This is a genomic window from Streptomyces sp. NBC_01525 (genome assembly GCF_045040405.1).
GTDB lineage: Bacteria > Actinomycetota > Actinomycetes > Streptomycetales > Streptomycetaceae > Streptomyces > Streptomyces benahoarensis.
Genome location: NZ_CP109397.1, coordinates 5,918,775 through 5,931,607, shown reverse-complemented (window position 1 = coordinate 5,931,607; position 12,833 = coordinate 5,918,775). Strand labels below are relative to the sequence as shown.

Genomic DNA, 12,833 nt, shown 5'->3' with positions numbered 1-12,833 from the left:
GAGGGTGGCGGGGTGGTACCGCATAGGGGGCGGACGTCGGGCCGGGCCACCCGGTCCCCCGGCCCGGCGCCCGCCCGCTCCGGTACGGGCAGGCGCCCGGCGGCTCGTCTCAGACCGCCGACCAGCCCCCGTCCACCGGCAGCACGGCGCCGTTGATGAACGAGGCGGCGTCGGAGGCGAGGAAGGCGAGGGCGGCGGCCTGTTCCTCGGGGCTGCTGATGCGGCCGGTGACCGCGCCGATCAGCCGGCCGATCACGGCGGGGCCGTGCGCCTCCGGTGCCGCGTCGACGCGGATGCCGGTGGCGGTGGGGCCGGGGGCGATGGCGTTGGCCCGTATGCCCTGGTCGCGGTAGGTCACGGCGAGGTTCTTCACCAGACCGATCACGCCGTGTTTGGCGGCGGTGTAGGCGGCTCCGGCGGCGCCGCCGCGCAGCCCCGCCTCGGAGGCGGTGAAGACGATCGCGCCGCCACCGGCGGCCAGCAGGTGGGGCAGCGCGGCGCGGGTCAGCAGGAAGGGGGCGGTGAGGTTGATCCGCAGGACCCGGTCCCACTCCGCGTCGTCGGTCTCGCCGAGGGCCGACATCCGGTCCATGATCCCGGCGTTGTTGACCAGGACGTCCAGCCCGCCGAAGGCCGCGACGGCCCGTTCGACGACCGCGTCGACGACCCGCTGTTCGCCGAGGTCACCGCCGAAGGCGAGGGCGGAACCACCGGCCTCTTCGATCGCGCGGACGGTGGCCTCGACGCCGTCGCGGTTCACGTCCACGGCCAGGACCCGGTCCCCGTCCGCGGCGAACTTCAGGGCCGTGGCGCGACCGATGCCGGACGCGGCACCGGTGATGACGACGCTGCGTCCGGCCGGAGGGGTCGTGGTGGTGCTCATGGGGTCTCCTCGTGAGGGGCGGTGATCTCGTCGGGGGCGCCGCCGTCGGGCGACGCATCACGCTCCGGTGGTCTGCGGGGCGACAGCCGCAGCACCGTGCCCTCGCCGTTGGCGGCGAGGAGCAGCGAGCCGTCGGGGGCGGCGGCGAGGCCGGCGAACGGCGGGGCCACCCCGGGCATGCCGTGCGTGAACAGCGCGGGGCGCTCGCGGGGCGCGGTGTCCGGCGGCGGGCCGACCGCCAACTCCTCGGCCTCGACACGCCGTTCGCCGGTGGTGAGCGCGACCGCGGTCAGCCTGCGCGCACCGCTCTCCACGGTGAACACCTCGTCGCCGATCACGGCCAGCCCCTGCGGCGCGTCCAGACCGTCCGCGACGGCGGTGGCCCGGCCGTCGTCGATCCGCAGCACCGCCCCGCGCCGCTCGTCGCTCACGTAGCAGCGGCCGTCCGCGTCGAGCGCGACGTCCACGGGCCGCTCCAGCCCCTCGGCCAGCACCGTGACCGCATCGTCCGCGGCGAGGGCGAGCACCCGGCCCGCGCCACTCTCGGCGACGATCAGCCCGCCGTCGGGCCGTACGCACAGACCGGTCGGCTGCCGCAGCCCGCGCGCCCGGACCCGGGTGGTGCCGTCGGCCGGGTCGTACGTGGTGACCTCGCCGTACTGCGAGGTGAGGTGGAGGAGGTCGCCGTCGGCGGCGATGCCGTGGGCGAACGGCCGCAGCACCTCGGTGGGCACACCGTGGGAACCGGCGCCGTCCACGGGTCCGGCCACCCGGTAGTGGTCGGCGGCGTACACCGTGCCGGTCGGGGCGACGGTCACCCCGTAGGGGCCGTCGAGCCCGCGCGGGACGATCTCCCGGGTCCGGCCGTCGGGGTGGAGTTCGGTGATGCCGCCGCTGGCGTAGCTGGAGACGAACATGCGGTTCTCCGCGTCGAACGCCGCGTTGTCCAGGCCCGCGAGGCCGCTGGTGACGACGGTTCTGGTGCCCGTGCCGTGCAGGTCGATGCGGGTGACATGACCGGCGGCGCCCCGGGAGAGGACGGAGAGGACGCCGCCCCGGTCGAAGCGGACCGCGACCGGTTCGTGCACCTCCTCGGCGACCTTTTCCGGCGCCCCGCCGTCCGGGGCGATCCGCCACACCTGGCCGGTGACCATATGCGGGTAGTAGAGGTGCCCGTCCGGCCCGAGCTGCATCGCATTGCCCAGGGCCAGACCCTCGGTGAGCACCCGGGGCGCGCCGCCGTCGGGGAACAGCTCCAGCAGGCGGCCGTTCATCCGCATCTCGTTGACGAAGAGCCGGTCGCCGACGCAGGTGATGCCGTTGACCACGGCCACCTGGTCGGAGACGAGGCTGAACACGCCCTGCGGGCTGCGGCGCCACACCCGGCCGGGGACCAGATCGGCGATGTACATCGACCCGTCGGCACCAAAGGCGAGGTCGTCGGGCGACTGCACCGGGCCGTCCATCGGTACGACGACCTCGACGTCCCCGGTGGCCGGGTCGACGGCGCTGATCTGCCCGGCCAGGAACTGCGCGACGTACAGCCGCCCGTCGGGGCCGAACGCGATGCCGTTCGAACCCCACAGCGGATTGGGGAGGTTGAGCCGCCGCACCTCCCGGCGGGTGGGGGACGACGGCTCCGGGGAGGGTCCGTAGCGGCTGGGGCGGCTCACCGGTCCTCCCCGTGCGGCTCCGCGTCGATGAGCACCTCGCGCAGCCCGCCGCCCGCACGCCAGGCGCGGAGCAGGGCGTGGAAGGCGACCGGCCCGTCGCCGTACGACTCGCTGCGCTCGCGGGGCCTGCCCTCGTTGTTGTAGTAGCCGGGGGTGCATTCGGCCTGGAAGGCGTGCAGGTCGGCGGCCTTCTCGCGGATCGTGGCGACCCACGCGTCCTCCGCCTCGGCGGTCGGCTCGACACAGCGGGCGCCGCTGCGGCGGGCCGCGGCGACGACCTCGGCGACATGGGTGGCCTGCTCGTCGAGGATGTGGGCGTAATTGACGGAGCTGGCGTTCTGCAGCGGCCCGAGCTGGAAGAGGTTGGGGAATCCGTGGCTGGAGAAGCCGTGCAGCGTCCGGGGGCCGCGCTGCCGCCACATGTCGGTCAGAGCGACGCCGTCCCTGCCGTACACCGGCAGCCGTCCGGAGGTCAGGCCCGAGACGCCGACCTCGAAGCCGGTGCCGAAGATGACGCAGTCGACCTCGTACGCGCGGCCGCCGGCGACGACCGCGTGCTCGGTGATCCGCTCCACGCCGTGGCTGTCGGCGGTGTCGACGAGGGTGACGTGGGGGCGGTTGAACGTCTGGAGGTAGCTGTCGCTGAACGTGGGCCGCTTGCACATGTAGCGGTACCAGGGCTTGAGGAGTTCCGCGGTCGCCGGGTCGGTGACGACGGCGTCGACCCGCGCCCGGATCTCGTCCATCTTCCGGAAGTCGGCCAGCTCGTAGGCGCGTTCGCGTTCCTCGGGCGGTACCGCGGCGTAGCTGTCGCTGGGGATGAGTTTCTGCTGGAGGCGTGCGGTGCTGGTCCAGCCGTCGTCGACCAGGTCCTCGTCCACGTGGCCGCCGGTGACGAGGGTGAGGAAGTTGTCGCGGCGGCGCCGCTGCCAGCCGGGGGTCAGGGCCGCGGCCCACTCCGGGTCGGTGGGGCGGTTGCCGCGGACGTCGACCGAGGAGGGCGTGCGCTGGAAGACGTACAGCTCCTGGGCGTCGGCGCCGAGATGGGGGACGCACTGGATGGCGGTGGCGCCCGTGCCGATCAGGGCGACGCGTTTGTCGGCGAGGCGGTGGAGATTCCCGTCGGCGTCGCCGCCGGTGTACGCGTAGTCCCAGCGGCTGGTGTGGAAGGTGCGCCCGCGGAACGTCTCGATGCCCGGTATCCCGGGGAGTTTCGCCTCGCTGAGGGTGCCGCTGGCGGTCACCACGTACCGCGCGCGTATCCGGTCGCCGCGGTCGGTGGCGACGAGCCACTCGGCCGCGCCCTCGTCCCAGCGCAACTCGGTGACCTGCGTCCGGAAGCAGGCGTCGCGGTAGAGGTCGAAGGCGCGGCCGATCGCCCGCGCGTGCTGCCGGATCTCCTCGCCGGGCGCGTACCGCCACTTCGGGACGTAGTCCAGCTCTTCCAGCAGCGGCAGGTAGATGTACGACTCGATGTCGCAGTGGATGCCCGGGTAGCGGTTCCAGTACCAGGTGCCGCCGAAGTCGCCGCCCTTCTCGATCACCCGGATCGACGCCACGCCCGCCTGCCGCAGCCGGGCACCGGCGAGCAGCCCGCCGAACCCGCCGCCGAGGATCACCACCTCGACGCGGTCGTGCAGCGGTTCACGGGTGAACTCCCCGTCGGCGTACGGGTCTTCGTCGTAGTAGCCGAACTCGCCGGTGACCTGCTGATACTGCCCGCGGCCCGCCGGCCGGATGCGGCGGTCCCGCTCGGCGCGGTAGCGGGCACGGAGGGCTTCCAGGTCGACGTCGGCCTGCGGGCCGCCGGGCGGAACGGGCGTGCCGTGGGGGTGGGACATGGTGTTCCTCTTCCTCTCCGTGGTCCGTGCCGCGACGCGGGCGCGGTACGGACCGGGCGGCGGCAGGGAGTGGGGGCGGTACGGGCGACACGGGCCGGGCGGCGGGGTATACGGGACGCCGCCGGGGGCGCGCGACGATGTGCATCGTGCACACACTATGCGTCACGCACGTAATATGCACGATGCATAGCGCGTGAGAGGATGAAGGGCGACCATTTCTCCGCAGCGGGGGCGGGGTGGCGATGTGGCGTCAAGCAGCAGGAACCAGGAAGCGACGGCAGGCATGGACAGACCGACAGACGCGATCGAGTACGAGCAGATGTTGCTCAGCCGCCACACGCTGAACCGGCGGGGCGGACGCCGCCGGGGCGGCGAACTGGACCACAGCGCCTACCTCCTGCTCAGCCGCATCCGGGTGCAGGGGCCCATGTCGATCGGCGAACTGGCCGACGCCTTCGGCCTCGACGCCTCCACCCTCAACCGGCAGACCGCCGCGGCCCTCCGCGCCGGTCACGTGGAGCGCATCCCCGACCCCGACGGCGGCATGGCCCGCAAGTTCCGCCTCACCGACCGGGGCGCCCACGCCCTCGACGAGGAACGCGAGGGCACGGTCCGCTCCCTGGACCACGTGATGGCCGACTGGTCCGACGAGGACCTCACCGCCTTCGCCGCCTACCTGCGCCGCTTCAACGCCGACATCGAACGCTTCGGGGGGCGGCCTTGGCCGCGGGGCGACTGAGGGCTGAGGTGTCGGGCCCAGGCATGGGGCCGGGATTCGGCATGGGGCCGGGCCTTGGGGCCGGTCTCCAGGTGATTCCGGCGACCGGGCCCGCCCGCCATCGGCGTCAGGCCACCTGCGCGGCGAACGCCTCGTACGCCCGGTCGTCGAAGAGGACGAACCGGGCCTCCTCCACCGCGGTCGGCGTGGCCCGGACCGTCTCCACCGCGATCCGCGCGGCGTCCGCCATCGGCCAGCCGTAGATTCCGGCGGACACCGCGGGGAACGCGACCGTACGCGCGCCCAGTTCATCGGCGACGCGCAGTGACTCCCGGTAGCAGGAGGCGAGCAACGCGGACCGGTCCTCGTCCGGCGCATAGCGGGGGCCGACCGTGTGGATGACCCACCGCGCCGGCAGCCGGCCCGCCGTGGTCGCGACCGCCCGGCCCGTCGGCAGCCCCCGCCCGTACCGCGACGCCCGCAGCTCACGGCAGGCGGCCAGCACCTCCGGACCGCCCCGCCGGTGGATCGCGCCGTCCACTCCCCCGCCGCCCAGCAACGAGGAGTTGGCGGCGTTCACCACCGCGTCCACATGCTGCGCGGTGATATCGCCCCGTACGAGGACGAGCCGGGGGCCGGGGGCGGACGGGGCCTGCGAGGCGTCGGATGCGGCGTTCATGGGCGGGAGCCTAGGGGGTGTCTTTTCGCTCTTCGTGTCACGGCCCCACGGAGACCGGGAAGGCACCCCCTAGAGCGTCGCGAGCCAGGCGGGACTTTGCGGACACGCCCTGGAGTGCGCGGGCGGGGCGGCGTCGGGCGGGCGGGGCCGACCGGTCACCGCCTCCAGAACAGCAGGTGGGTGACGCCGCTGGGGCTCGGCACCTTCTCAAGGTGGAAGCGGTCGAGGAGTTCGTCGGGGCTCTCCCAGAGCCGTTCGCCGCGACCGAGGTCGACGGGGGCGACGGCGATGTGCAACGTGTCGACCAGGTCGGCGGCGAGGAATTCCCGGAGGGTGGCGACACCCCCGCCGAGGCGGACATCACGTCCGACGGCGGCCTCCTTCGCGCGGGCCAACGCCTCGGCCGGTGTCGCGTCGAGGAAGTGGAAGGTGGTGTCGGCCAGGGTGAACGACGGGCGCGGGTGGTGGGTGAGGACGAAGACCGGCGTGCGGAACGGCGGGGTGTCGCCCCACCAGCCCTGCCACTCGTGGTTCTCCCAAGGGCCACGCTGGGGGCCGAACTTGTTGCGGCCCATGATCTCCGCCCCGATGCCCCGGGTGTGATCGCGGGTGAAGTAGTCGTCCAGACCGCGGGTGCCGCCGGGGTCCGTGCGGTTCACCCAACTGGCGGTGGCGCCCGCCCAGGAGAAGAGGGCTGTGGGGTCCGCGTGCCCGAAGGGGCGCTCCAGGCTCTGGCCCTCACCGGACCCGAACCCGTCCCGTGACACGTTGAAGCACTGCACCCGCAACAGCTGTGACATGAACCCTCCGCAGAGCCGACCGACATCATCCGATTGCATTCAACAACCGGTGGTACCGTACTCCACCATGGACACGCCGCACCCCGAACCGGCCGATCGACTGCCCGTGCCGCCGGGGAAGTCGGGCTGCCCGATCAATCTCACCGTCGAGCTGCTGGGCGACCGTTGGAGCCTGGTCGTGCTGCGGGACGTCATGTTCGGTGGCCACCGGCACTTCCGCGAACTGCTCGGCCACTCCGTCGAGGGCATCGCGTCGAACATCCTCGCCGCCCGCCTCACCAAGCTCGTGGGCGCCGGTCTGCTGACCCGGCACGACGATCCGAGCCACCGGCAGAAGATCGAGTACCGGCTCACCGAAGCGGCCATCGAACTCGTCCCGCTCCTGACGCAGCTCGGCGCCTGGGGCGCCCGCTGGCTGCCCACCACGCCCGAACTCGCCATCCGCGCCCAGCTTCTGGCGCGCGGCGGCCCCGAGATGGGCGAGCGCTTCATGGCCGAACTCCGCGCCACCCACCTGGAAGGCCGCCCCCTGCCCTCCGACGGCGTCCTCGCCGAACTCACCCGGGCCTACGAACGCGCCGTCGCGGAAGGCTGATCGGCAGCGCGGTCCGGGCCGCCCCGGATCACGCCCCGGCCAGCAGACGCGCCTCCTCCTCCGGGGTCAGGCCGTGGTCCAGGGGCGGTTCGCCGCGCTCGCGGTCCCAGGCGAGGACATCGGCGAGGGTCACCTCCAGCGGGGTCGCGGGCATCCCGGCGGCCCGCGCCCGTGCCGGGCTGCGTTGCTGGGTCGGCCACATCGGCTCGGGCCGGACCAGCGGCAGCCGCGGCGACACCGCGTCGGCGGGCACCGGGACGAGGTCGACGCTGCTGCCCGCGACCCGCGCACAGGTGTGGATCAGCCCGGCCAGGGTGGTCGGTTCGGCCGGTCCGACCGCGTGGAACGCGCCGGGCCGGTCGTCCGCCAGCAGCCGCATGATCAGGCGGGCCAGATCCCGGGAGTCGATCACCTGGACCGGCTGCTCCGGACGGCCCGGCAGGGCCACCCGCCCGCCCCGCGCGGCCCGGCGCACCCAGTAGGTGACGCCGTCCTGCCCCTCGTGCGGCCCCACGACCTTCCCCGGCCGCACCACGGTCGCCCGTGCGCCGTACCGGGCGGACACCTCGTCCTCGCAGGCCACCTTGAGCGGCCCGTAGGTCTCCTCCGTCAGCTCCTCGGTGTCCCGGACGGGCGGTCGGCGCGGGGTGTCCTCGTCCGCCCCGGCAGCCACGCCCGTACGGGCGTACACGGCCTGGCTGGAGACGAAGAGATATCTGCCGACGCGGTCGCCGAGCGCGTCCATGGCCTGGCCGACATGGCGCGGTACATAGCCGCTGACATCGACGACCGCGTCCCACGCCCCCTCCCGTAGCGCCGTGTGGTCGCCGGTGTCGCGGTCGCCGATCCGCCGGGGCACCCCCGGGAACAGCTCGGGTCCCGTCCGGCCCCGGCCGAACAGTGTCACGTCCGCGCCCACTCGGAGCGCGTCTTCCACGAGGGCCCGGCCCACGAATGAGGTACCGCCAAGAACGAGGATGCGCATGGCAGTTGACGGTAGCGGTCGCCGGGTGGCGCTTGCATGGCATCGGGGGACCGTCCCGGACCGTGGCGGCCCATGGGCCCCGCTCACGCCCGCGGCTTCGGGGGCTCGGCGCTCCGGGGACTCGGCCCCGGAGCGCTCAGGCGCAGCTCAGCGAGAGCCGCCCCGCAGATGACGCCAGACGACGCGGGCGGCGTGGTGGCCGCACATGCCGTGGACTCCCGGTCCCGGCGGGGCCGCCTGGGAGCAGAGGAAGACGGCCGGGTGCGCGGTGGCGTACGGGACGCGGGCGAGCTTGGGGCGGATCAGCAGGCGCAGGCCCGCGGCGGAGCCGGTGGCGGTGTCGCCGCCGACGTAGTTGGCATTACGGGCGGCGAGTTGGGGCGGACCTGCGACGGCGCGGGCCAGCACCAGATCGCGGAAGCCCGGGGCGAACCGCTCGATCTGCCGCTCGACGACCTCGGTCGCATCGCCCTCCCAGCCGTTGGGGACATGGCCGTACGCCCAGAAGGTGTGCTTGCCCTCGGGGGCGCGCGTGTCGTCGATGAGGCTGGGCTGGGTGGTGATCAGGAACGGGACGGTGGGATCCGCGCCCCGGGAGGCGGCGTCCAGGGCCGCGGCGATCTCGCCGCTGGTCGGACCGAGGTGGACGGTCCCGGCCCGGCGGGCCTCCTCGGCGGTCCAGGGCACCGGGCCGGAGAGCGCGTAGTCGATCTTGAAGACGCTCGGGCCGTACCGGACGTCGCGGTAGGCGTTGCCCAGACCGGCGATGCGGGCGAGCGCGGTGGGCGAGGTGTCGAAGACGTAGGCGCGGGCCGGGGGCAGATCGTCGAGCCGCTTGACCTCGAAATCGGTGTGGACGACGCCGCCGTGGTCGTGCAGCAGCCCGGCGAGCGCGTCGGAGATCGCCTGGGAGCCGCCGCGCGCCACCGGCCAGCCGCGCTCGTGCCCGGCAAGCGCGAACATCAGGGCCAGGCCGCTGGTGCCGAAGCCGCCGAGCGGGGCCATGGCGTGGGCGGCGAGACCGGCGAGCAGACCGCGGGCCTTCTCGTCGCGGAAGCGGCGCTCCAGCAGGGTGATCGGCTGCATCGCGGTCAGCCCGAAGCGGGCGTACGTCACCGGGTCGCGCGGCAGGCCCAGCCACTGGGTGCGCAAAAAGTCCTGCGCCATCGTGTCCCATTTGCCGAGGAACGGGGCGACGAGCCTGCGGTACGCACCGGCGTCATGGGCGCCGAAGGACCGGGCGGTCGCGCTGACGGAGCGGGCGAGCACCGCGGCCGTACCGTCCGGGAAGGGGTGCGCCATCGGCAGCTCGGCGTGGAGCCATTCCAGGCCGTACCGGGCGAGCGGCATCGTGGCGAACGCCGGGGAGCCGATGCCGAAGGGGTGCGCGGCCGAGCAGGGGTCGTGGCGGAAGCCGGGGAGGGTCAGCTCCTCGGTGCGGGCGCCGCCGCCGATGGTGTCGCGGGCCTCGAAGACCTCCACGGCCAGCCCGCGGCGGGCCAGTTCGACCGCGGCCGTCAGGCCGTTGGGCCCCGCCCCGATCACCACGGCATCGAGCATTCTCGGCACCTGCGCCACTCCCCTCGTGTGCGGCCCCCGCCGCCGCGGGGGTCAGTTGGCGGCTGCCAGCAGTCCGAGGATACGCCGGGCCACCTCGGCATCCCGCGCCGCGGTGAAGGGCAGGGCGTTGCCCCCGGTCAGGGCGAACGGCACCCCGGCGACGGTGGCATCGGTGCCGCCGGTCTCCCGGACGAGGAGCAGTCCGGCGGCGTGATCCCAGGCGTTCTCCCAGCTGAAGGCCGTCGCCGCTATCTCGCCGCGGGCGATGCGCAGATACTCCAGACCGGCCGAGCCGCAGGGGCGCGGGGCGACGCCGTCGGTGTCGAGGGCGCCGAGCACCCGCTTCTGGTCGTCGGTGGTGAAGTCGTAGTGGGAGATGGCAACTTCGAGGGCGGCGCCGGGCACGGCGGGGTGCGGCACGAGCGGCGCGCCGTTGAGCGTGGCGCCGTGGCCTCGGCGGGCGACCGCCATCAGGCCGAGGGCGGGCGCGTACGTCCAGGAGGCGAGGATCTCGCCGTGGTGGGCGAGGGCCACGAGGGTGGCGAAGCCGGGGTCGCCGTGGACGAACTGGCGGGTGCCGTCGACCGGGTCGACGATCCAGACGGGGGCGTCGCCGTGCAGCGCGTCGAGTATCGACGGGTCGGCGTGGACGGCTTCCTCGCCGACGACCACGGAGCCGGGCAGCAGCGCGGTGAGGGCGGCGGTGAGCTGCTCCTCGGCGCGGCGGTCGGCGACGGTGACGAGGTCGTGCGGGCCGTTCTTCTCCACGACGTCCTCGGCGGCGAGCTGCCGGAAGCGCGGCAGGATCTCCTCGGCCGCGGCGCGGCGGATCGCGTCCTCGACGGCGGCGGCTTCCTCGGGCGTCGGAACGGCGGCCATCGGCCGGGCGGCCGGGGCGGCGGCGTGGTGTGCGATTTCTCCCGGATTGCGGTTATCGACTGCTTCGATCATGTCTCCATCGAACCATGCCCCACTGACACGGCAGCCGGACCACAGGTGAATTCCGGGTGCCCCGCAGGCCACGGTCGGGTGCCGGGCACCGCCCGTGACCTGCGGGCGGCTCAGCGTCCGACCGCGTAGCCCTGCATACCGCGCGGGTTCGCGGCGGCCGAAAGCACCCCGGTCTCCGGGTCGCGGGCCACGGCGCAGAGCCGCCCCTCCGACCAGGGGCCGCCGACGGTGACGTGGTGGCCGCGGCGGCGCAGCCCGTCGATGACGTCCGGGCCGATGCGGGACTCGACGGTGACGGCGCCGGGGCGCATGGTGCGGGGGTGGAAGGAGCCGGGGAAGGAGTCGTTGTGCCAGTTCGGGGCGTCGATGGCGCCTTGGAGGTCGAGCCCGGAGCGGACCCGTTCGCGCAGTGCCACCGCGAGGAAGAAGTGGACCTGCCACTGGTCCTGCTGATCGCCGCCCGGGGTGCCGAACGCCATGACGGGCACGCCGTCGCGCAGCGCCATCGACGGCGTCAGCGTGGTGCGGGGGCGGCGCCCCGGGGTGAGGCTGCCCGGCAGGCCCTCTTCCAGCCAGGTCATCTGGAGGCGGGTGCCGAGCGGGAAGCCGAGGCCGGGGACGACGGGGTTGGACTGGAGCCAGCCGCCGGAGGGGGTGGCGGAGACGAGGTTGCCCCAGCCGTCGGCGATGTCGAGGTGGCAGGTGTCGCCCCGGGTGGCGCCGTCGGGGCCGGTCACCGGGTCGGCGGCCCGGGGAAGGCCGGTGCCGACGGTCGGTTCCCCGGCGCCCGGGGACCAGGCGCCTGCGGCGGCGCCCGCGGCGGCCGCGCGGGCGTGGCGGGCGAGCCGCGGGGTGCGGCCGTCGGGGCTGCCGGGCCGCAGCTCATGGCTGGCGGTGTCGGTGATCAGGGCGCGGCGGGCGGCGTTGTAGGCGTCGCCGAGGAGCGTGGTGACGGGGACGTCGGCCGCGTCGCCGTACCACGCCTCGCGGTCGGCCATCGCGAGTTTGCAGCCCTCGATCAGGGTGTGGACGTACTCGGGGCCGCCGTAGGGCGGCAGGGTGCCGGGCAGCAGGGCGAGTTGCTGGAGGAAGGCGGGGCCCTGTGACCAGGGGCCTGCCTTGGCGACGGTCCAGCCGTTCCAGTCGTGGGTGACCGGGTCCTCGTAGGTGGCGGTGTACGCGGCGAGGTCGTCGCCGGTGAGGGTGGACGTGTGGCGTTCCCCGGAGGTGTCCATGGCGGGGCGGGCGGCGAAATCGGCGAGGGCGTCGGCGATGAAGCCCTCGCGCCAGATCCGGCGGGCCGCGTCGATCTGCGTCTCGCGGCCGGGCCCGGCGGCCTCCGCCTCGGCCGTCAGCCGCCGCCAGGTCGCGGCCAGCGGGCGGTTGCGGAGCAGCGCGCCCGGGGCGACCGGGCGGCCGTCGGGCAGGTAGAGCGCGGCGGAGGTGGTCCACTCGGTGGTGAAGAGGTCGCGGACGGTGGCGACGGTCTCGCCTATCCGCTCGACGGCGGGGTGGCCGTGTTCGGCGTACCCGATGGCGTACCGCAGGACGTCGGCGAGGCGTCGGGTGCCGTGGTCGCGGAGCAACAGCATCCATGCGTCGAAGGCGCCGGGCACGGCGGCGGCGAGGGGTCCGGTGCCGGGTACCAGGTCGAGGCCGAGGCCGGTGTAGTGGGCGATGCTCGCCCCGGCGGGCGCGGGGCCCTGGCCGCACAGGACGCGCACGGGGCCGCCCGCCGGGGCGAGGAGGATCGGCACCTCGCCCGCCGGGCCGTTCAGATGCGGTTCAACGACGTGCAGGACGAATCCGGCGGCGACGGCCGCGTCGAAGGCGTTGCCGCCGTCCTCCAGCACCGCCATGGCGGACTGGGATGCCAGCCAGTGGGTGGTGGCGGCCATCCCGAAGGTGCCTTGGAGGGTGGGGCGGGTGGTGAACACGGGCGGACTCCTCGGTGGACGCGGGCGGCCACCGGGCCGGACGGACACCGGCCCGGCGGGGCGATCTACGGGGTCAGCAGATCGCACGGGGCGTGCGGGGTGCAATGGGGGGCGCGCCGGGGCGGGCATGCGCCCGGGGCGGTGTTCGCTTTTCCTGCTGGCCGTTTCCCTCTTCATCCGGGCTCGATGCACGGACACCTTGATTTTCCGT

11 protein-coding genes are annotated in these 12,833 nt (G+C 74.3%); 2 read left to right on the top strand and 9 right to left on the bottom strand.

Annotated elements, in window-relative coordinates:
• Window positions 1-109 precede the first annotated feature (109 nt).
• From OG422_RS25880 to OG422_RS25870, 3 genes are read right to left on the bottom strand one after another with little or no spacing between them, the layout of a single operon-like run.
• Window positions 110-883: an SDR family NAD(P)-dependent oxidoreductase gene (locus OG422_RS25880; protein WP_405746126.1), complete on the bottom strand. Its 774-nt coding sequence runs from the start codon at window positions 881-883 to the stop codon at window positions 110-112.
• Complete coding sequence (locus OG422_RS25875; protein WP_405746123.1) at window positions 880-2,556, bottom strand: SMP-30/gluconolactonase/LRE family protein; 1,677 nt, start codon at window positions 2,554-2,556, stop codon at window positions 880-882. The genes OG422_RS25880 and OG422_RS25875 overlap by 4 nt, the downstream gene beginning before the upstream one ends.
• Complete coding sequence (locus OG422_RS25870) at window positions 2,553-4,397, bottom strand: flavin-containing monooxygenase (RefSeq protein ID WP_405746121.1); 1,845 nt, start codon at window positions 4,395-4,397, stop codon at window positions 2,553-2,555. The genes OG422_RS25875 and OG422_RS25870 overlap by 4 nt, the downstream gene beginning before the upstream one ends.
• Before the next feature lie 283 nt (window positions 4,398-4,680).
• Here OG422_RS25870 and OG422_RS25865 point away from each other — a divergent pair, with 283 nt between their 5' ends.
• A complete protein-coding gene (locus tag OG422_RS25865; RefSeq protein ID WP_405746119.1) occupies window positions 4,681-5,136 on the top strand; it encodes a MarR family winged helix-turn-helix transcriptional regulator in 456 nt (151 codons plus the stop codon).
• Window positions 5,137-5,242: 106 nt separating this feature from the next.
• Here the strand turns inward: OG422_RS25865 and OG422_RS25860 are convergent, their stop codons facing one another.
• A complete protein-coding gene (locus OG422_RS25860) occupies window positions 5,243-5,794 on the bottom strand; it encodes an O-acetyl-ADP-ribose deacetylase (RefSeq protein WP_405746116.1) in 552 nt (183 codons plus the stop codon).
• Window positions 5,795-5,949: 155 nt separating this feature from the next.
• On the bottom strand, window positions 5,950-6,594 hold the full coding sequence (locus OG422_RS25855; RefSeq protein WP_405746113.1) for a dihydrofolate reductase family protein: 645 nt from the start codon (window positions 6,592-6,594) through the stop codon (window positions 5,950-5,952).
• 67 nt (window positions 6,595-6,661) lie between these two features.
• On the opposite strand from OG422_RS25855, the gene OG422_RS25850 reads away from it, so the two are divergent.
• A complete protein-coding gene (locus tag OG422_RS25850; RefSeq protein ID WP_143944678.1) occupies window positions 6,662-7,189 on the top strand; it encodes a helix-turn-helix domain-containing protein in 528 nt (175 codons plus the stop codon).
• Window positions 7,190-7,217: 28 nt separating this feature from the next.
• Here the strand turns inward: OG422_RS25850 and OG422_RS25845 are convergent, their stop codons facing one another.
• The 4 genes from OG422_RS25845 to OG422_RS25830 form a co-directional block, all read right to left on the bottom strand.
• On the bottom strand, window positions 7,218-8,174 hold the full coding sequence (locus OG422_RS25845) for an NAD-dependent epimerase/dehydratase family protein (protein WP_405746109.1): 957 nt from the start codon (window positions 8,172-8,174) through the stop codon (window positions 7,218-7,220).
• Between the two features lie 147 nt (window positions 8,175-8,321).
• On the bottom strand, window positions 8,322-9,734 hold the full coding sequence (locus OG422_RS25840; protein WP_143944349.1) for an NAD(P)/FAD-dependent oxidoreductase: 1,413 nt from the start codon (window positions 9,732-9,734) through the stop codon (window positions 8,322-8,324).
• A 51-nt stretch (window positions 9,735-9,785) separates the two neighbouring features.
• Complete coding sequence (locus OG422_RS25835; protein ID WP_405746105.1) at window positions 9,786-10,685, bottom strand: inositol monophosphatase family protein; 900 nt, start codon at window positions 10,683-10,685, stop codon at window positions 9,786-9,788.
• 110 nt (window positions 10,686-10,795) lie between these two features.
• A complete protein-coding gene (locus tag OG422_RS25830) occupies window positions 10,796-12,622 on the bottom strand; it encodes a gamma-glutamyltransferase family protein (RefSeq protein ID WP_405746103.1) in 1,827 nt (608 codons plus the stop codon).
• Window positions 12,623-12,833 lie beyond the last annotated feature (211 nt).